The organism is Amycolatopsis sp. NBC_00438, from assembly GCF_036026695.1.
Classification (GTDB): Bacteria; Actinomycetota; Actinomycetes; order Mycobacteriales; family Pseudonocardiaceae; genus Amycolatopsis.
The window spans coordinates 2,782,887-2,801,934 of sequence record NZ_CP107923.1; the positions used below are offsets into that span (position 1 = coordinate 2,782,887).

Genomic DNA, 19,048 nt, shown 5'->3' on the forward strand with positions numbered 1-19,048 from the left:
GGCGGGTCAGTCGCGCACCGCGAGCCAGTCCCGGGAGAGGGTTTCCACGTCCACTTCGGACAACCGCACCCGCACGTATCCCGGGCCCGGTACCGGTTTGTCGTCGACGACCTCACCCTGCTTCCCCGTGTGCCTGCCGGCCGCGACCACCACCCGGGTACCGGTCGCCAGCCGCCGTCCGGACCCCAGTTCCTCGCGCAGGATGCCGTCGAGCTTGGTGCCGGCCCGCCGGAGGCTGACGACGACTCCGGCGAGAATGGTCAGTGCTTGGGCGAGGGAAACGGCCAGCAGGAGGGAAAAGGAGGCGACTGTGAGCAGTCCGTCGGCCGCCACCGCGACCAGTGCGACCGACCTGAGGTCGACGAGACCGCGCCGGGTTCTCGCTATCTGCCCGCCGGACATCCGCGCGACCTCCCGGACTCCACGCGCCGGGAACCGTGGTCGGCATTCTTGCCAGTGATCATTTTTCTTATTCCTCTTCGGTTTGTTTTGATCCGCCTCGTTGCGGTCGGACAATTGTCGGAACACTTTGTTTGGGAACATTCAAATCTTGTTGCACGCGATTGTGCGAGTCAACGTCTTCGCTTTGCCGGGAGTGCAGGTCTGCCTGATGGAGCACGTTTCGCGTGATCGACCTGTCGATGTGCTGTGCGGGGGTTTTCGGCGCTGGTCCGTTCGGCCGAACGCGGTCGTCCGGACCGGGGCGTACCCCGGTCGGCCGGACCGATCGGCCTGTCCGATCGGACAACGACGATGAGGGGACTGCCTGATCGGCCGCACGGCCGGGCTTCACCAGCGGTCCGCCGGGGTGTGTGCTCGAAGCGGAGGGCCGAACGATCACCGAAACGAGAAGAGTCATGACTGACGTGGGGCCCGGCCGGGCCGGGAAACTGGTCGTCGTCGAAGACCATCCGATCTACCGGGACGGGCTGGTGCGCGTGCTCGACCGGTCGGCCGCCATCCGGGTGGTGGCCCAGGTGGGTACCGGCCGGGAGGCGATCGCCGCGGCCCGGGAGCACGCGCCGTGCACCGTGGTCGTCGACTACAACCTGCCGGACCTGACCGGGATCCAGGTGGCGGCGGCCATCGCCCGGGACGCGCCGGACTGCCGCGTGCTGATCATTTCCGCACTGCTCGACGGCGTCGTGGCCTACCGGGCGCTGGAGGCGGGCGCGGCCGGGTTCATCGGCAAGGACGCCGACAGCGAGGAGATCCTCGACGCGGTGCTGCGGGTGAGCTCCGGCCAGACGGTGCTGCCGCCCGCGGTCGCGGGCGGGCTGGCCGGCCAGATCCGGCTGCGGGCCACGTCCCGCGGTCCCGCCCTCAACGACCGCGAGCGCGAGATCCTCCGCTCGTTCGCGGCGGGGCTGAGCATCCCGCAGGTCGCGCGCAACCTCTTCCTGAGCCCCAGCACCATCAAAGCCCACGCGCAGAAGCTCTACGACAAGCTGGGCGTCTCCGACCGGGCCGCGGCCGTCGCCGAGGCCATGCGCCGTGGCCTCGTCGACTAGCGGCCGGACGCCGGTGGTCGCGGCCCGGCCGATCACCGGGGGAGCCGCCTGGAGCCGGGTCGTGGTCGTGCTGCCGATGCTGGTCAGCACCCTGGTCGCGCAGACCGCGCACTGGACGGCCTTCCTGGTCACCCTCGGGCTCTACGGCGCGTGGACGCTGGCCTTCCTCCTCTGGCGCCCCGGGCCCGCGACCTGGTCGTTCCTGCTGCCCGCCGCGATCGACATCGGCGCGATCACGGTGTTGTCCCTGTTCGCCGGCGGGCCCGCCTCGGAGATCGGGTACGCCTACATCCTGGTGCCCTTCACCGCGGTGGCGAGCTACCGCCCGTGGCTCACGGCGCTGGCGGGGACGGCGTCGGCGCTGGCCTACCTCGCGCTCGTGCCGCTGGCATTGGCGCCGGACGACATCGCCCGCCTCGACCCGGATCGCGGCGCGCCCTACGACCTGCTGCGCGCGTTCGGCTTCGCCGGGTACCTGGTGTGGTTCGGTGTCGTCTGCACCGTGGTCGCCGCGCTGCTCGTGCGCCGCGAGCGGCGGATCGCCGATCTGGTCGGCGTGCAGGAGCAGCTGGTCGGGGACCTGATCAACGCCGAGGAGCGGGAGCGCGCCGCACTCGCCGACGCTCTGCACGACAGCGCCGTGCAGAGCCTGATGGCGGCCCGGCTGGAGCTGTCCGGCGCGCCGCTGCCGGCCGAGGTGCGCACCCGGGTGCTGGACCTGCTGGACACCACGGTCGCCGAACTGCGCGAGGCCGTGTTCGACCTGCACCCGCGGGTGCTGCTGGAGCTGGGCATCGCCGCGGCTCTCGAGACGCTGGGCGAACGCAGCGCGCAGCGGGGAGGGTTCGCGCTGGTCCTCCACGCGGAGCCGGCCGTCGAGCACCCGGCCGAGGCGATGCTCTACTCGGTCGCCCGGGAGCTGCTGGCGAACGTGGTCCGCCACGCCCGGGCCCGGAACGTCCGCGTGGACTTGCGCGAGCAGCCGGGCCGCCTGGGGCTGACCGTCACCGACGACGGCGTCGGCTTCGCCCCGGCCGTCCTGGCGGAGCGGCTGGCCGGCGGGCACGTCGGCCTGGCGGGCCACCGGGTGCGGGTGGAGGGTGCGGGCGGCACGTTCACGTTGCGGACCCGCGAAGGCGGCGGCACCACGGTGGAGGTGTGGCTACCCGGCTGAGCGCTGGGGGTGTCCCTACCTCAGGGTGACCTTCTTCTTCGTGATCCGCCCGAGCGCCTCCCGCAGCGTCCGGTCGAGCTCGCCGCTGGCCGAAGAGCGGTCGAGGACGTCGATGCGGCCCGGGTCGAGGCCGCGCCCGCGGGCGACCATCAGCAGCTGTCCCGTGCGGACCAGGCCGACGAACTTGGCCTCCTCCCCGAACAGGAGCCCGCTCGCGGAACGCCGCACGAAACTGTCGATGTAGGCCCGGACCTCCTTGGTGGCGGCCTCGCGGCCGATGAGGACGATCTCCCCCCACTGCCAGAACCCCCGGACCGCGCCCTTCTGCAGCTCTCCCACGGAAGCGCGGTTGAGGGCGTCGTAGGCGGCCCAGGCGTTGCTGTGCTCGACGTAGCTCTCCAGGCTGCCGAAGCCGCCGTTGGCGGCGCCCCACGCGATCAGCCAGTCGGCTTGGTTCTGGTTTTCGGCGGCGTCGGCGAGGATCCGGTCGCACGCGTCGATCAGCGCGTCCGCGAAGCGCTGCCGGTCCCCGTCGTCCAGTTCGGCGACGGCCTGCGTCGTCGCCACCGGATCGAGGCCCGTGGCGAGCGTCGCGCCGACCGGTTCGAACGCCTCGTCGGCCGCGTCTTCGAGCACGTCCCGCACCACGCGCAGGGCGATGGCCGGGTCCGCCTGCGTCGCGTACGCCAGGTTGGTCGTCCAGCCGTTCTCGTCGGCCGACAACGCCGCGTCGACGAGCCACAGCGCGACGCTCGCCTCCGTCCGGCCCGAGGCGAAGGCCCACAGCTGCGCGGCGCCCTTGACCTGGTCGCTTTCGTAGTTCTGGATGCTCATCAGGTGCATGGCCAGCATCGTGGAACCCCGGGCCGGCACCGGCCGCAAGCGATGGTGAAGCCTTTCGGGCAGCTCCGGCCCCGGCCGCCGGCACGCGGCTCACCCGGACGGGGGGTCCGTACCGGCGGCGCCGCGCGCAACCGGTACGCCCGGCGCAACGGGTGTAGCGTCCGTGGTCTGTTCGGTCCAGTCCGTTGGTCACCATGGCGGTCCGCCGCGGCGACCGGCGACGGTTGCGGGGTGGGCATGCGGATTGGCGTCGACGTCGGCGGTACGAACACCGATGCCGTGCTCATGGCGGACGACCGGATGGTCGCGCACGCGAAGCGGCCCACCTCCGGCGACGTGACCCTGGGGATCGAGCAGGCGCTCACCGCGCTGATCGCGACCGCGGGCGTCACCACCGATCAGGTCGACGCGGTGCTGATCGGGACCACGCACTTCCTCAACGCGGTGGTCGCCGTGCACGGGCTGACCCCCACCGCGGCGATCCGCTTCGCCGTCCCGTCCACCCGGGCGATCCCGCCGATGGGAACCTGGCCCGACGCCCTGTCGCGGGCGCTCGGCCCGCACCGGTACATCTGCGGCGGCGGGCACGAGTACGACGGCCGGACCGCGCTCCCGTTCGACGAGAGGGCGTTCCGCGCGATCGTGGACCGCATCGCCGCCGACGGCGTCCGGGCCGTGGCGCTGACGTCGGTGTTCTCGCCGATGAACGCGGGGCTGGAGGAGCGGGCCGCCGGGCTGCTGGAGGACCGCATCCCCGGCGTGACGGTCTGCCGGTCCCACGAGATCGGCCACCTCGGGCTGCTGCGCCGGGAGAACGCCACGATCCTCAACGCCTGCCTCATCGGCGTGGCCGACCGGGTGTTCGACGGTGTCTCCGCGATGATCGCGCGCCTCGGCTTCACCGGTCCGGTCTACGTCAGCCAGAACGACGGAACGGTGATGGACGTCGACTACGCCCGCCGGTTCCCGATCGCGACGTTCGCCTCCGGACCGAGCAACTCCATCCGCGGCGCCGGCCTGCTGAGCGGCCGCGACGAGTGCGTCGTGGTCGACGTCGGCGGGACGACCAGCGACGTCGGCGTGCTCCGGCACGGGTTCCCCCGCACGTCCGTCGACAACGTCGGGGTCAACGGCGTGTACACCAACTTCCGGATGCCGGAACTGCGCTCTCTCGCCGTGGGGGGTGGCTCCCGGGTGGCCCTGCGCCCGGACAGCGCGGTGGTGCTGGCCGACAGCGTCGGTCGCGACCTGCGCCGCGCCGCGGTCGTGTTCGGCGGCACCCAGCCGACGCTGACCGACGTCGCGGTCGCCGCCGGGCTGGCCCCGCACGTCGGGGACGCCGGCCGGGTGGCGGGCTGGGACCGCGGCCGTTGCGCGGCCGTTCTCGCCGACGTCCACGCCCGGCTGGCCGAAGCGGTGAAGGGGGTCCGCACGACGCTCCGGCAACCCCCGCTGGTGGCCGTCGGCGGCGCCGCTTTCCTGGTGCCGCCGCGGCTGCCGGGGATCTCGCACGTCGAACGCCCGGAGCACCACGCCATGGCCAACGCCGTCGGGGCCGCGATGGCGCAGGCCGGTGCCGAGATCGACCGGGTGTTCCAGGCGTCGGCCGACGACCTGGGCAGCCGCCTCAGCAGGGCCGAGGACGAGGCGGCGGCCCGCGCGGTCGCCGCCGGCGCCGACCCGGACTCGGTCCGGGTCATCTCGGTGAACCTGCAGGAGCTCGGCTACTTCGACAACGAGGTGACCCGGGTCCGGATCCGCGCGGTGGGCGACATCCAGCGCACCCGTCAGCAGCCGGAGCCGGTGTGAGCGGCGCCGGCGGGCCGCTGACGCCCGCGCCCGAGCCGATCACCGGGATCGGCCTCGACGACCTCGCCGTCATCAACCAGGGCGCGCTGGTGCTGGCCTGCGGCCGGGGCGGTGGCTGGGAACGCTCGGTGCTGTACGACGTACTCGCCTACGCCATGCGGTCCGGGGAGACGCTGCCGGTCGTGCGGGCCGCGGACCTGCCCCCGGACGCCTGGGTGGTGCACGTCGCGATGCTGGGCTCACCCGCCATCCTCGGCGAAAAACTCCCCGACGGCACCGAACTCGCGCGGGCGGCGCGGCTGGTCGCGGACCGGCACGGGGTGCGGCTGGCCGGCGTGGCCAACGTGGAGATCGGCGGCCTCAACGCCTTCGCCGCCCCCTTGGCCGCGCTGGAATTGGGCCTGCCGGTCGTCGACGGGGACCTGATGGGCCGGGCCTCGCAGCACTTCAACCAGATCATCCTGTCCGCCACCGGTTTTCCGCCCGGCACCGTGAGTTTCGTGGACAACCAGCAGAACCACATCGTGCTCCGGACCGACGACGTCGCCGTCGTCGACCGGGTGGGCGATGCGGTGGCGGTCGCCTTCGGCGGCTGGGCGGCGGTGAGCCTCTACCTGCTGCGCGCGAGAGTGCTGGGGGTGCACGGGATCACCGGCTCGCTCAGCCGGGCCCGCATGATCGGAGCGGCGCTGACGCCGCCGCTGACCGGGACGGTCGACGACCTCATCGCCCGGATCGGCGGTCGCCGGCTGTTCCACGGGACCATCACCGAGCTGAGCACGTCCGTGCGCGCCAGCGAACCCTGGGCCGTCGTGATCGACGACGGCGACCGGCTCGCCCGGATCGACGCCGAGCAGGAGTACCTGGTGTGCGCGGTCGACGGCGAGGTCGTCGCGACCGTCCCCGACATCATCTGCCTGCTGGCCGACACCGGGGAACTCATCGACATCGAGAAGCTCCGGCTGGGCCTGCCGGTGTCGGTCGTCCGCCTGCGTTCGGACCCCAAGTGGGAGGACGCGCGGCTGGCACACCTCGCCGGTCCGGAGGCGTTCGGTCTCGACCTCGACCCGCTGCTGCCCCCGTGATCGCCCGTTCGGGCAGCCCCGCCGGCTTCGGGGCGATCTAAGTTGTCGAGGCAGCGCCGAGAGATGCACCTGCGAGGCTGATGTGGATTCTGCCGGCACCGATCCCCGGGGCCACCTGATCACCCGAGCGCGGTTCCTGCGGCTCGCCGCGGGTTCGGTCGCCGGCCTCGCCGTGGGTGCGCAGACCTCGTGCAGCCCCGCGAACGGACCTTCACCCCAGGACGACACGCCGGTGCGCGGCGGTGAGCTCACCTTCGCCCGCAGCCAGGACCCGCTGGGTCTCGACCCGGTGTCCGTCACGGACAACGGCTCGATCTTCTTGCTGTACAACGTCTTCGACACCTTGGTGACGATCAACGCGGACTCGACGGGGGTCTCTCCCGCGCTCGCTGCTTCGTGGACGACCTCCGCGGACGGCACCCACTACGTCTTCACGCTCCGATCCGGCGTGCGGTTCTCCGACGGTACCCCGATGACCGCGGCGGACGTGGTGTTCTCGCTCGACCGCGCCCGGGGACCGGACAGCGCCTACGCTTTCCTGTTCGCCCACATCACCCACGTCGGCGCGACCGCGGCGGGCACCGTCGAGGTGGTGGTCGACCGGCCGTACCCGCCGCTGATCGACAACCTTTCGCTGTTCGCCGCCGGGATCGTCCCCCGCGCCGCCGTGCAACGCGACCCCGCCGCCTTCGCGGCGGCGCCGGTCGGCACCGGCCCGTTCCGGGTGGCGTCCCTGGTGCGGGGCCAGGAGGTGGTGCTGGCCCGCAACGAGCACTACTGGAAACCCGGCCGCCCGTACCTCGACCGGATCGCGATGCCCTACGTGCCGGACGACACGGCGCGGATGCTCAAGCTCCAGGCGGGGGAGGCGCAGCTCGCGGAAAGCGTGCCGCGCGCCGAGGCCGAACGCCTGCGCGGCCACCCCGAGCTGGACGTCTCGGTCGACGAGGCGTTCCAGCTCGACGCGGTGTTCTTCAACTACAACACGGCACTGCTCGCCGACCGGAGGGTGCGCCAGGCCCTGTGCCACGCCGTCGACGTCGAGGGCATCAACCGGTCCGTCTACTACGGACTCGGCGCCGTCGCCAACGGCGTCACGCCGAAGATGCGCGGCTGGAGCCCGGACGTCCGGGCCTACCGGTACGACCCGGCCGCGGCCAGGCAGCTGCTGGCCCGCGCCGGGATCCCCGCCGGCACCGAACTCCCGCTGCTGGTCAACTCCGGCGACGCCACCGCCGTGACCACCGCGCAGGTGATCGAGCAGGGCTGGCGCACGGCCGGGCTGCACCCGGTGATCCAGCAGGTCGACTTCGCCACCCTGGTCCAGCGGCTGCAGGCGCAGGACTTCGTCGCGCTCCTGGCCTTCGAGACCGCCGACGTGCCGTCACCGTGGGAGATGCCGCAGCTCACCTTCGCCTCGGACAGCCCGACCAAGGGCATGTACACCTCCGTGCGCAACAGCATGCTGTCCGACGCGGTCGCTGCCGGTCCGCTGCACCTCACCCCGGCCGAACAGGAGCGGGCCCTGCAGGCGGTGCAGCAGCTCGGCATGGACGAAGCACCGCTGCTGCCGATCAGTTTCCCGCCGACCGTCACCGGGCTCGGAGCCGACGTGCAGGGCTTCCGGGCGGTCGGCACCGCGTGGTGGCGCCTGGAAGACGTCTGGCTCGCCCGATGACCCGCGCCCGATGACCGGGTACGCCGCCCGCCGCCTGCTGGCCGCCGTGCCGACCCTGCTGCTGGCCGTCGTGCTGGTGTTCGTCCTGCTCCACCTGATCCCCGGGGACGCCACCGCGCAGCTGCTCGGCGGCAAGGCGTCGGCCGCGGAGGTGGCGCGCCGCCGCGCCGAACTCGGCCTCGACCGGCCCGTGCCCAGCCAGCTGGGCACGTTCCTGGCCGGCCTCGCCCGCGGTGACCTCGGCACGTCGCTGACGCGGGAGCAGCCGGTGACCCAGGTGATCGCCGCGGCGGCGGCCCCCACGCTCCTCCTGCTCGTCCTCGGTATCGCGGCGAGTTCCGCGGGCGGGTTCCTGGCGGGGACACTCGCCGCCTACCACCGCGGCCGGCCGCTGGACCACCTCGTGCGCGCCGGCAGCGTCACCGGCGGGGCCGTCCCGTCGTTCTGCGTGGCCATCGTGCTCATCCAGCTGCTGGCGCTGAACCTGCGGCTGCTCCCGGTCTCCGGCTACCGTGCGGGCTTCGCCGGGCTGCCCTACCTCGTGCTGCCCGTGCTCACCTTCACCGTCATGGCCGGGTCGGTGCTGACCCGGCTCGTCCGCGCCGGCGTGCTCGGGGAACTGCCGCGGGAGTACGTCGCCACCGCGACGGCCCGGGGGCTGTCCCCGCGGCGGGTCCGCACCGGGTACGTGCAGCGCAACGCCGTTCTCCCGGTCGTCACCTACCTGGGCACCAACATCGGCAGCCTGATCGGGGTCGCGGTGGTGATCGAAAACGTCTGCGCGGTGCCCGGGCTCGGGCAGCTGCTGGTGCGGTCCGTGCTGGAGCGGGACCTGCCGGTCGTCCAGGGCGTCGCGCTCGTGCTCGCGGTGCTCGTCATCGGCGGGAACATCCTGGCCGACCTGGTGTGCGCGGCCCTCGACCCGAGGTTCCGCCTGTGACCGCCGCGCCGGGATTCGCGTCGCCCGGCGTCGGCAGGCGGGACGCCGAGGTGCTGGCCGGCGCGGCGATCCTGCTGGTCCTGGTCGCCGCGGCGGTGCTGGCGCCGGTGCTGACCCCCTGGGAACCCACCGCCGTCGACCTGCTGCACCAGCACGAGTCCGTGTCCGCGGCGCACCTGCTCGGCACCGACCACCTCGGCCGCGACGTCCTGGCCCGCGTGCTCCACGCCGGCCGGACCGACCTCGCGGTCGCCGCCGGCGTCACCGTCGCCTCGGCGGTGCTGGGCACCGGGCTCGGGGCGCTGTGCGGGTGGCTGCGCGGCCCGCTCCCGGCGGTGGTGCTGCGGCTGGTGGACGTCGTGGCCGCGTTCCCGTTCCTGGTCCTGGTCCTGGCCGTGCTGGCGGTCACCGGCCCCGGTCTGGGCGGTGTCCTGCTCGCGATCCCGCTGACCGGGTGGATCAGCTATACGCGGTTGTGCCGCACGGAAATCCTGGTGCTGCGCGAAGACGGCCTCGTCGACGCCCACCGCGTGCTCGGCCTCGGCGGCGGGCGGATCCTGCTGCGCCACGTGCTGCCGCACGCGCTCGGTCCGTGTCTCGTGTACTCGACCAGCGATTTCACCGGCAACCTGGTGCTGATCGCCGCCGTGTCCTACCTGGGCGCCGGGGTCCAGCCGCCCACCCCGGAGTGGGGCGCGATGATCGCCGAGGGCCAGCACTACCTCGACCGGGGCTGGCTGCCGCTGGTGGCCGCGACCGCCGCGGTGGTGGTGGCCGGGCTGGGCGCGAGCCTGCTCGGCGACGGGCTGGCGCACCGCCTGCGGACCCCGGCCGCCGGAGCCGCGGCATGACCGGCGACGTCCTGCTGGCGGTGCGGGACCTGACGGTCGCGTTCGGCGCGCCGGAGCACGCCGCGGTGACCGGCGTTTCCCTGGACGTGCGGCCCGGCGAAATCGTCGGGGTGGTCGGGGAATCGGGGTCGGGCAAGACGGTGCTGTGCCGGACGGTGCTCGGCCTGCTGCCCGCCCCGGGCCGGGCCGTGCGCGGGGACGTCCGGTTCCGCGGCCGGTCGCTGCTCGGCGACCCCCGGGCCCTGGCCGCGGCGCGGGGGAGCGGGATCGGGTACGTGCCGCAGAACTCCGTGGCGGCCCTGAACCCGGTGCGGCCGGTCCGGGCGCACCTGGTCGAAACCCTGCGTGCGCACGGAACGCGCACCCGGCGAGCGGCGGCCGCCGAAGCCGCGGCGCTGCTCGAGACCGTGGGCCTCGACCCGGCCGTCGGGGCCGCGTACCCGCACGAGCTGTCCGGCGGGATGCGCCAGCGCGTCCTGATCGCGCTCGCCCTCGCGCCGCGGCCCGCCGTGCTGCTCGCCGACGAACCGACGTCGGCGCTCGACGTCGTGGCCCAGCTGCGGATCCTCGACCTGCTCGCGGCCGTGTCCCGGGAGCGGGGCACCGCGGTGGTGGTGGTGTCCCACGACATCGGCGCGATCCGGCACCTGTGCCACCGCGTCGTCGTGCTGTACGCCGGCGGCGTGGTGGAAGCCGGCCCGGCCCCGGCCGTCCTCGGCGAACCGGCCCACCCCTACACCCGCGGCCTGCTCGCGGCGCTGCCGCGGGCGGATCCCGGATCCCCCGGCCGGCTCGCCGCGATCCCCGGCACGGCACCGGCACCGTCGCACCGGCCCACCGGCTGCGCCTTCCGGGACCGCTGTCCCGTGGCGACGCCCCGGTGTGCCACCGAGCCACCGGCGCGGCAGGCCGGTCCGGGGCACGTGTTCTCCTGTCATCTCGTCACGCAGGAGGTGGCCGGATGACCGAGCCACTGCTGGCGGCCCGGGACCTCACCGTCCGGTTCGGCGGCGGCCCCGGAAGGCGATCCCGGCGGGAGGTGCTCGCGCTCGACCGCGCGTCGGTGGCCGTCGCCGCCGGCGGGGCGCTCGGCGTCGTCGGGACATCCGGCAGCGGCAAGACCACCCTCGCCCGGTGCCTGGTCGGGCTGACCCGGCCCGGCACCGGGGTGGTCCGGCTGTCCGGCCGGGACATCGCCGGGCTCACCGGCGCGGCGGCCCGGGAGTTCCACCGCCGGGTCCAGCTGGTGCCGCAGAACTGGGGCAGCGCCCTGGACAGCCGCTACTGCGTCGCCGACGCGATCGCCGAACCCGCCCTGCTCCACGGCCGGACCACCCGCCGCGGCCGGAACGAGTTCGTCACCGGTCTGCTCGACCTGGTCGGGCTGCCGCGGTCCTACGGCGTCCGGCGGCCGCACGAGCTGTCCGGCGGGCAGGCCCAGCGCGTGGTGATCGCCCGCGCGGTGGGCCTGGACCCCGATGTCCTGATCGCGGACGAGGCGGTGACCGCGCTCGACGCGTCCACCCGGGCACAGATCGTCAACCTCCTCGCGGAGCTGCGTGCGCGGCTCGGCCTGGCGCTGGTGTTCATCAGCCACGACCTCGCGCTGGTGACCCACGTCGCCTCGGACGTCGTCGTCATGCACGAGGGCGCGGTGGCCGAGGCCGGCCCCGCGGCCGACGTGCTGCGCCGGCCCGCCACCGCGATCGCCGCCGAGCTGGTCGCGGCCGCCCGCACCCGGACGGAACCGACGTGAGCGCGCCCGGCCGCGGTCACGACGACGACCCCGAACTCGAAGTGCTCGTCCGCGACCTCGCGCCGCGGCACCGGGTGCCCGGGGTGTCGGTGGCGATCGCCGACCGCGGCGGGGTGCGCCGCGCCGTCACCGGCCACGTGACCGTGGCTTCCGCCGTGCCCGTCACCGCCGACACGTCGTTCCCGATCGGGTCGGTGACGAAGATCGCGGCCGCCGCGATCGTCGTGTTCCTGCTCGACCGGGCGGGCCTGACCCTGGACACCCTGGTCCGCGCGCTGCTGCCGGGTCTCGACGTGGCCGCCGACGAGCCCCTGGCCCAGGTCACCGTGCGGCACCTGCTGACCCACACCAGCGGCCTCGACGGTGACTACCTGCCCGTCCTGGACGACGGCCCGGACGTGCTGAGCCGGTACACCCACGCGTGCCGCCACATCGCGTCCGCCTTCCCCGCGGGCACCCGGTTTTCCTACTGCAACGCGGGATTCGTGCTGCTCGGCGCCATCGCCGAGCGGCTGAGCGGCGCGACGTGGCCGACGCTGTTCACCCGGTTCTTCGTCGTCCCCGGCGGCCTGCGCGGCACCTGGGTCGCCGAGCACCGGCGGCGGCCCGGCGACCTCGTGCGCGGGCACGCCTACGAGGCCGCCACCGGTCGCTTGGTCGAGGACCCGGGCTGGGAACACCCCTACATCGCGTCCGCCGGCCTGGTCGTGGCCACCCCCGCGGACCTGCTCACCATCCTGCGGGCGGTCACCGAAGGCACCACCGGGCCGTTCGCGGCGGCGGCTTCGGTGCTGGCGGGCCCCGCAGTCGCCACCCCGGCCGGACACTCCGTGCCGGGCGCGGTCGGCTGGACCCCGGGCTGGGCCGAGTGGGATTTCGGCGGCCTGCGCGTGCTGGGCTACAACGGCCAGATCCGCTGCCAGGTCACCCAGGTCCGGGTGGCGCCCGGACACGACTTCGCGGTGGTCGTGGCCACCAACGGCCTCGGCGGCGACAGCGTCGCACGGGCGGTGTTCGAGCACGTTTTCACCCGCCGGTTCGGCGTCCGCGTGCCACCGCTGCCGCGCGAAGTACCCGCGGGCGCGCACGAAACCCTGCCCGAGCACGCCGTGTACACCCACGGCGACACGGTCCTGACCCTCGGGCGGCGGGCCGGGCGGCCGGTGGTTTCGCTGGGCTACGGTGCCGCGCTCGCCGGGTGGGCGCCGGCGGCGATCGACCACGCTCCGCTGGTGCCGGTCGACGACGGCACCTGGACCGTGCGCTGGCCGCAGGCCCACCGCACGGTGGCGTTCACCGGGCCGCGGGAGGGCGGCGCCCGGTCCTGGGCCCACTACGACGCGCGCGCCTTCCGCCTGCGCCCCTGACGCGGCCGCGCCAACGGGCGGTCAGTGCGTCAGGCCGGCTTCAGCAGCGCGTCGCGATGCGTGTCGTAGAGCTCCTGGAGACGCCGGGTCGCGACGTACGCGTACGCCTTGTCGAACAGCTCCGCGGTCGCTGTGGCCGTGCCGGCCGCGATCGCTTGGACGGCTTTCGCGACCTCGTCGAGGTACCGGCGCCGGATCGCCAGATCCGTGTCCTCGACGTACTGGCGGTAGGTGTAGACGGCCCATTCGGCGGAGACGTTCCGGCGGTACTCTTCGACCCCGGCCAGGAAGGCGAGCTCGTAGTGCTGGTTGAGCTTGGCGAGCAACTGGTACAGCCGCTGCTTGTGGAACGGTGCCGCCGAGTCCCAGAACTGCGTGAACGCGTCCGGGAGTTCGACGTCCGCGCGCAGTTCGGCGCCGAGCAGGATCTTCTTCTTCGAGCCGGTCGCCCGGATCGCTTCCTTCACGATCCCGAAGTCGCCGCCGGGCAACGGGTTCACCACCCAGGAGGTGCTGCTCGTCCGGATGATCGAGCCGACGGTTTCGGTGGGGGAAAGCCCGTGCTCGCGCATGCAGGCGAACCGCGCGACCGCGAACACCGGATCGGTCGGCGACGCGCTGAAGACGATGCTCTTGCGGAACTGGGTGTAGAAGCAGGGGCCTCCCGCGGTCACGGTGTCCGCTCGCAGCTGGGCGGTGTTGCGCGTGACCAAGGCGTCCGTCTCCAGCATCATGGTCAGCGTCCAGGTGTAGCCACCGTCCACCAGGCCCGCGTAGCCGAGCGACACCGAGCCGTCGGCCGCCAGGACCACCCCGTTGTTGAGGACGCCGTCGTTCTTGTCGCCCAGCGAGCCGTCCGTCAGGTACGGCTCGGCCTTGCGGTACGCCTCCGCCAGCAGGTCGTCGGTGATCACCAGACCGAACTCGTCGAGCATCGCCTGTTCGAACGACAGCGCGACCGCACCCTGGAGTGGCGTGTCGCCGAGGTAGATCATGTTCTTGATCCGGTTGGTCGCCGCGTCGCCGGCTGCACCCGGATCCGCGTCCGAGCCATCCGGGGAGGTGTCCCTGAGTGCGAGGAATTCGTCGACGACGTCCCGCTGCCGGTCCGGCCCCTCCAGGGCGTCCATGCCCCAGCCCGAAGCGGAAATCGCCTCGAGCATCGCATAAGCCAGATCTCGCAGTTCGGAGGTGTCGTTCGCGCAGAAGGCGGTGAGCGCTTCCTCGAACTCGACCACGTCGCCCGCGGATTTCTCGACGGCTTCCGACAGGTAGTACAGCAGCACGTCTCGCGGATTCGTCCGGTCCGGTTCGGCCGTCGTCATGGAGGTTCCTCCCAGTCCGTGGGCGGGGCGGCCTGCCGAGAGCCGAGCCCGTGGTGCGCGACACCGAAGTCCGAGCGCACGTGGCTTCCCCGCCACCCTCGACGAGCGGTCCCCTCCGGACATCCTGCGGGGCGGCGGTCGATCCGGCCCGGCTGTGGCAGGCAACCGCAGGGGCACGCGGGCCTGCCCCATCGGGCACCTGCGTCGCGCGTCCGATCGGCCCGTCGTGCGGCGAGTCACCGGAGCAGCCTCCGGCTCCGGCTCCGCCGAGAGTGGGAGTATCCGTCCGTTGTGGACAGTTTCGTCCGCGGCGGTCCGGGAACGCGCGCCGCCCAACGAGCACCGCGTCGGCTCAGGTGGCGTCCGGGTCGATCGCCGGCGGCGAAGAGGCGGCGACCAGCGCGGGCGGCGACGAGGGCGGGACCTCGTCGAGGAAGCGTCGGAGCGTGGTCGCCGGATCGAGCGGGCGCAGATCCGGCAGCGGTTTGCGCAGTTCGCGAAACTCCGGTTCGAGCTCGGTCTCGAGCCGCCGCTGCGCCGCGGACGCGAGGTCACGAACCCGACGCACCGCATCGGCCAGCCACTGAACCGCACCGGGTAGCCGTTCCGGGCCCAGGACGAACAGAGCGGCCAGCAGGAGGACCGTCAGATGTCCCAGGCTGATACCGAACACGACCACCTCCACTGCGTTTGTACCCCGTCCCACCCTACGGACCAGCAGCGGTCGGCGAATCCGGGCCGATCGGGCTGTCCGATCGGTGGATCCGTTCACCGGGAACCGCCCGTAACGTGCTTCACGGCTCGGTGAGCGGGAAGCGAAGTGGGTGTACTGCGGGTGATGCTCTTGGCGGTCGTGCTGCTGTTCGGGCAGGAGTGACCCGCGGACGCGTCACCCGCGAACGCCTCCTCCGTTCCGCTCGGCGACTGGATGGGGATCTTGCCGGAATCGCGGACCCCCGCTCACCGAGCCGCCTCGGCCGGCACCCGCGGCTCGGCGACGTCCGGCCGCCCCGCTGCCCGTTCGGTTGCCCGCGGGAACACCGACGTGGGCGCGTCCCGCCGCTACGGTTCGGGCAATCCGTCCGTCAAGGAGCACCCGATGACAGGGGTGAAGCACCGGTACCCGCTCGACGCGGTCGCGTTCGCCGGGATCGGCGTGACGGTCGGCACCTTGGGTTACAGCGAAAACAACGGACGTTGAGGCGGAGCGATGCACATCCTTCCCGAGAAGTGGGTGGCCGGCCTGCACCACGAAGAACAGGTCGACAGCCTCCTCTTGATCAACCAGTACTGCGCGCTTCACGAGACTCGCGGCTTGGGACCCAAGGAACGCGAGGTGCTGGACGAGCTCTTGCGGACCGCCGAGGAGTTCGTGCACGAAGTCGCGGGGCAGCTGGCGGCGCTGGAGAGCACTGTGGCGACCGCGCTCGCCGCGGTTCCATTCAAGGAGGCCGAGGAAACCCGGGAAGCGCTGGACAGCATCGTCGTGGCGGCGGCCCAGTGGAACGCCTGGCCCTTCCACACCATCCTGGATCGGCTGAAGGACAACAACCGGCAGATCATCGAAGCCTATGACATGAACCACTATCCGGTGCTCGCCGACTACCTGGCCGAATTCGACTCGGCGTACCTGGACGGCGTGAACGAGCTCCGCGGGCTGCTGGCCGACTGGCTGCCCGAGTTCCACAAGCCGGACGAGAGCTTCGACGGCACGTCATACCGGGCGAAGAACGCCTTGCAGGAACTCGGGAAGATCGACGAAGGCTTACTCCGGCTGCACAGCGTCCTGAGCGCCGGCGGCCACCTCGTGCACAACTGGCACGCGAACTACGCGGAGATCCTGCAGGTCATCAAAGCCGACCTCGCCGAGCTCGCGGCCGCCTTCTGACCGGGGCGGCAGCCGCCGCGATGGCCGGAGCAGGTGAAATCCGCGCCCGAGGTCACTTCACAGTGAGCTGCTGGCACATGGGGAATGCAGATAGTACTTGCGACCGGTGGTTTCACAAAGGATTTGAACGGCGGCCAGGTCCGTCTCCACCTGGTCGCCGCAGCTCCAGCAGGGAGTGGGCAGGTTGACGAAATCGTGCGCCAGGAGGCTTCCGTGGAGGAGGCAGTGCCGGTCGCACACGGGGCAGCGCGTCTGCTCGTCGGCTTGCCACTCGGGTTCCGGGCCGATGCACTCGAACCCGGACGGGAGATCCGGCTCGGCCGGCGGGGGTTCGCTCTCGTCCAGGGTTCGGGCGTACTTGGCCGGAGGCGTCGCGTCCTCGCCGATCTGCCGCGCGCGCTTGCGGCTGACAGCCGCAGTGGGGGCCGAAAGTGCGCGTCGGAGTGTCTCGTTGTGGTTGGTCAGGACGAATTTGACGGCTTCCTGGTAGGCGAAGTCGAGCCGGCTCACGAACTCGGCTACGTCGTGCTCCTGTCGCGCCCGGCCGATCATGGCCCGGATCGCGTCTTCGGTCTGGGGCCACTCGCGAGCCTGAGCACGCTTCTTCCGCGTGTTCAGCAGGTGGTACCTGGATGCGAATTCGCTCCAGGTGGCAGTGTCCGATGCGGACACAGCGGTGGCGCAACGCGCGATCCGAAAGCACTTCTTTTCCGTCGCGACGATGTTCGACGCGTCGGACTGATCGAGGATGTGCCATATCGCCTTCGCCGCGTCGCGGTCCTCCTGCTTCCTCAACGCGGCGCAGTTGCGTCGCGCTCCTTCCCACGTTCGGAAGAGCCCGGTCAGCTCGGTGAGCTTGCTTCGGACGACGGGAAGATCGTGCAACCAGCCGACGGCCTCGAGGTTCGAGTGGTAGATGGCCGAAATCAGCTGCAGCCAGCTGGGTGCGTCTTCGTCCTCGAGCGGAATGGCGGCGATCTTGGCGGCGACAGCCACGGCCTTGATGCGCGGCCGGTGCTTCAGCAGCGCCTTCTCGCCGTCGAGGAGGCTGTCGAACCAGGCTTTCGCGTCAACGGGGTCTTGTTCGGCTCGTTCGGCGATCCGGTTCTCCAGTTGAGACACCTCGTCGGCGTGCCCCCGTCCGGGTGCGGCACCCGCGCGGCGTTCGGACGGCGTGTGGCGGATGCGCCGATGGCTGTGGTCGGGGAAAGACATGCAGCACACCATGCGCACGTCGTCGAGTTTCCCGGCCAGAGGCCCGTCCGCGGCGACCAGCACGCTCAGCTTGGTCGGCGTCTCCAGCAGGTGAACGTGCCGGTAGGCGTCGCCGAGGTACTCCCGGGCTGTCTCGCTCTCGTCCGCCGTGAGGGGGGTCAGTGCGAGGTCGGGTAATTGCCAGTCTCGGGGAAACAGGTCGAAATCGTACCAGTGCTCGGACGGTGGCTTCTCCTCGTTCTTGATGATGTCGAGTCCCGCGGTCTGGCTGAGTCCCAAGCCGAACCGGCCGTAGAAACCCAACCGGCAACCCTTGCGACCGTAGGGAAAACGATCCTCCCCGCTGACCTGCCCGTGACACAGTACGTACACCATCGGCCGACCACCCGCTTTGCTCGCTTGTGGCGAGGCTAATCGGAGTGCAGGCCCGGAGTGCGCCCGTTGAGGCAGCCGTCAGGGCAACCGACACCGAGAGTCAGGGGTGCAGGTGGTCGCCGGCGACCTCGCGGTGCCGACCGTCGACGAGGACGCCGTCGTGATCCTCGGCCGGGCCGCACGCGGCTTCGAAGAGTTCGTCCCCGGCCACATCGAGGCGTTCTCATGAGGCCGCCGGTTGCGGAAATCCCTCAGAACGGCACTGCCCGCACGGCGTGATAGCTCTGCGCGCCGGTGGTCCCGAGAGTGACGAAGGGATCGATTCCCTGGATCTGACCGGGGTGGACGTAGTAGGTCGTGATGGCGCCCGGGTTGGCCACGGCCAGGTTCGCCACCATCGCCTGGCACTCCTGTGCGCGGCCGGTGTTCGGGAAATCGTTGCTGATCACCTCGATGTGCGTGACCGGCGATTCGAGCTGATCGACCAGTGACCTGAAGGTTTCCCGGCAGTCGTCGGTGTCCGACATGAACGGCCAGTGGTAGCACGCGACCTTGCCGTTGCCCGCGAAGGCCATGACGAGCGCGCACGACGTCGTGCCGAGGCACAGCACCTGATCGCCGACGTCGGCGATCACGTACTGGCCCTGTTCGATGGTGTGCATCACTCTGCCCTCGTCCCACGACATCGCCGTCTCGCTTCACCACCGTCAGCGTCCCCGCCCGGCGGCGGCCTCCCGGTTCCTTCGAGGGCAACCCTGAGCGCGAAACGGACCGACGGCGGCGGCCGGCCGGTGCCCGTGAGGCTGCCCGCCGGGGATCGAGCAACGGCGGCAGCCGGCGCGAATCGCTCAGGCGCCCGGCACGCCGATCGTGTCCGGGGCATTGACGCTCGACCGCATGCGTGAGGTGGTAGCGCGAACCCGAAGGGAGGCCGATCGGGGCCCTCCTGGGCACTTTCGAGGCCGGTCGGCAAGCCAACACGAATCGTGCCCGCGGCCTTCGCCGGCACCCACCGATCCGTACCGACCTCGACGTTCCGAGTGCAGGTCCGCGGTCCGCTCGGTTCGCCAACCCGGCCCTCAACGCCCGCCACCGCACCGAGGTCTCGGGTACCAGTGTGCGCTCGAAACAGGCGAACGCACTGAACCATGCTGGCTGCGGTCGCCCGATCGGCGGAGCGGCCACGAGAGCGCGGGTCGGTCTCGATGCGGTGTATAACCCGTGCGCCCAT

General features: G+C 72.1%; 18 protein-coding genes. 12 read left to right on the top strand and 6 right to left on the bottom strand.

What is annotated here, in order from left to right:
- Window positions 1–6: 6 nt before the first annotated feature.
- Entirely contained in the window at window positions 7–402 is a 396-nt protein-coding gene (locus tag OG494_RS12895; protein ID WP_328455270.1) for a hypothetical protein, read from the bottom strand.
- A gap of 455 nt (window positions 403–857) precedes the next feature.
- On the opposite strand from OG494_RS12895, the gene OG494_RS12900 reads away from it, so the two are divergent.
- Together OG494_RS12900 and OG494_RS12905 are read left to right on the top strand one after the other, a co-directional pair.
- Window positions 858–1,511 (top strand): response regulator transcription factor, encoded by a 654-nt coding sequence (locus tag OG494_RS12900; RefSeq protein ID WP_328455272.1) that lies wholly within the window; start codon window positions 858–860, stop codon window positions 1,509–1,511.
- Window positions 1,495–2,685 (top strand): sensor histidine kinase, encoded by a 1,191-nt coding sequence (locus OG494_RS12905; RefSeq protein ID WP_328455274.1) that lies wholly within the window; start codon window positions 1,495–1,497, stop codon window positions 2,683–2,685. Before OG494_RS12900 ends, OG494_RS12905 begins: the two co-directional genes overlap by 17 nt.
- A gap of 15 nt (window positions 2,686–2,700) precedes the next feature.
- Here the strand turns inward: OG494_RS12905 and OG494_RS12910 are convergent, their stop codons facing one another.
- Entirely contained in the window at window positions 2,701–3,537 is an 837-nt protein-coding gene (locus tag OG494_RS12910) for a hypothetical protein (protein ID WP_328455276.1), read from the bottom strand.
- A 228-nt stretch (window positions 3,538–3,765) separates the two neighbouring features.
- Between OG494_RS12910 and OG494_RS12915 the strand changes: the two genes are divergently transcribed.
- From OG494_RS12915 to OG494_RS12950, 8 genes are all read left to right on the top strand, one after another.
- A complete protein-coding gene (locus OG494_RS12915; protein WP_328458933.1) occupies window positions 3,766–5,337 on the top strand; it encodes a hydantoinase/oxoprolinase family protein in 1,572 nt (523 codons plus the stop codon).
- Window positions 5,334–6,422: a DUF917 domain-containing protein gene (locus OG494_RS12920; RefSeq protein WP_328455278.1), complete on the top strand. Its 1,089-nt coding sequence runs from the start codon at window positions 5,334–5,336 to the stop codon at window positions 6,420–6,422. Before OG494_RS12915 ends, OG494_RS12920 begins: the two co-directional genes overlap by 4 nt.
- An 82-nt stretch (window positions 6,423–6,504) precedes the next feature.
- Entirely contained in the window at window positions 6,505–8,100 is a 1,596-nt protein-coding gene (locus tag OG494_RS12925; RefSeq protein WP_328455280.1) for an ABC transporter substrate-binding protein, read from the top strand.
- A gap of 10 nt (window positions 8,101–8,110) precedes the next feature.
- Complete coding sequence (locus OG494_RS12930; RefSeq protein WP_328455282.1) at window positions 8,111–9,040, top strand: ABC transporter permease; 930 nt, start codon at window positions 8,111–8,113, stop codon at window positions 9,038–9,040.
- Window positions 9,037–9,891 carry an ABC transporter permease gene (locus OG494_RS12935; protein ID WP_328455284.1) on the top strand — a complete coding sequence of 285 codons (855 nt, stop codon included), beginning with the start codon at window positions 9,037–9,039 and terminating at the stop codon, window positions 9,889–9,891. The genes OG494_RS12930 and OG494_RS12935 overlap by 4 nt, the downstream gene beginning before the upstream one ends.
- Window positions 9,888–10,856, top strand: a complete 969-nt coding sequence (locus tag OG494_RS12940) for an ABC transporter ATP-binding protein (RefSeq protein ID WP_328455286.1) — start codon at window positions 9,888–9,890, stop codon at window positions 10,854–10,856. The genes OG494_RS12935 and OG494_RS12940 overlap by 4 nt, the downstream gene beginning before the upstream one ends.
- Entirely contained in the window at window positions 10,853–11,647 is a 795-nt protein-coding gene (locus OG494_RS12945; protein WP_328455288.1) for an ABC transporter ATP-binding protein, read from the top strand. The genes OG494_RS12940 and OG494_RS12945 overlap by 4 nt, the downstream gene beginning before the upstream one ends.
- Window positions 11,644–13,014 (top strand): serine hydrolase domain-containing protein, encoded by a 1,371-nt coding sequence (locus OG494_RS12950; RefSeq protein ID WP_328455290.1) that lies wholly within the window; start codon window positions 11,644–11,646, stop codon window positions 13,012–13,014. The genes OG494_RS12945 and OG494_RS12950 overlap by 4 nt, the downstream gene beginning before the upstream one ends.
- A 29-nt stretch (window positions 13,015–13,043) precedes the next feature.
- Here the strand turns inward: OG494_RS12950 and OG494_RS12955 are convergent, their stop codons facing one another.
- Both OG494_RS12955 and OG494_RS12960 read right to left on the bottom strand, forming a co-directional pair.
- A complete protein-coding gene (locus OG494_RS12955; RefSeq protein WP_328455292.1) occupies window positions 13,044–14,339 on the bottom strand; it encodes a hypothetical protein in 1,296 nt (431 codons plus the stop codon).
- A gap of 352 nt (window positions 14,340–14,691) precedes the next feature.
- Window positions 14,692–15,024, bottom strand: coding sequence for a Sec-independent protein translocase TatB (locus OG494_RS12960; protein ID WP_328455294.1), 333 nt, complete (start codon window positions 15,022–15,024; stop codon window positions 14,692–14,694).
- A 525-nt stretch (window positions 15,025–15,549) separates the two neighbouring features.
- Between OG494_RS12960 and OG494_RS12965 the strand changes: the two genes are divergently transcribed.
- A complete protein-coding gene (locus OG494_RS12965; RefSeq protein ID WP_328455296.1) occupies window positions 15,550–16,227 on the top strand; it encodes a hypothetical protein in 678 nt (225 codons plus the stop codon).
- Between the two features lie 57 nt (window positions 16,228–16,284).
- Here OG494_RS12965 and OG494_RS12970 read toward each other — a convergent pair whose 3' ends face one another.
- Entirely contained in the window at window positions 16,285–17,817 is a 1,533-nt protein-coding gene (locus tag OG494_RS12970; RefSeq protein WP_328455298.1) for a hypothetical protein, read from the bottom strand.
- A gap of 106 nt (window positions 17,818–17,923) precedes the next feature.
- Here OG494_RS12970 and OG494_RS12975 point away from each other — a divergent pair, with 106 nt between their 5' ends.
- On the top strand, window positions 17,924–18,046 hold the full coding sequence (locus tag OG494_RS12975) for a hypothetical protein (RefSeq protein WP_328455300.1): 123 nt from the start codon (window positions 17,924–17,926) through the stop codon (window positions 18,044–18,046).
- A 22-nt stretch (window positions 18,047–18,068) separates the two neighbouring features.
- Here the strand turns inward: OG494_RS12975 and OG494_RS12980 are convergent, their stop codons facing one another.
- Entirely contained in the window at window positions 18,069–18,479 is a 411-nt protein-coding gene (locus OG494_RS12980; RefSeq protein ID WP_328455302.1) for a hypothetical protein, read from the bottom strand.
- Window positions 18,480–19,048 lie beyond the last annotated feature (569 nt).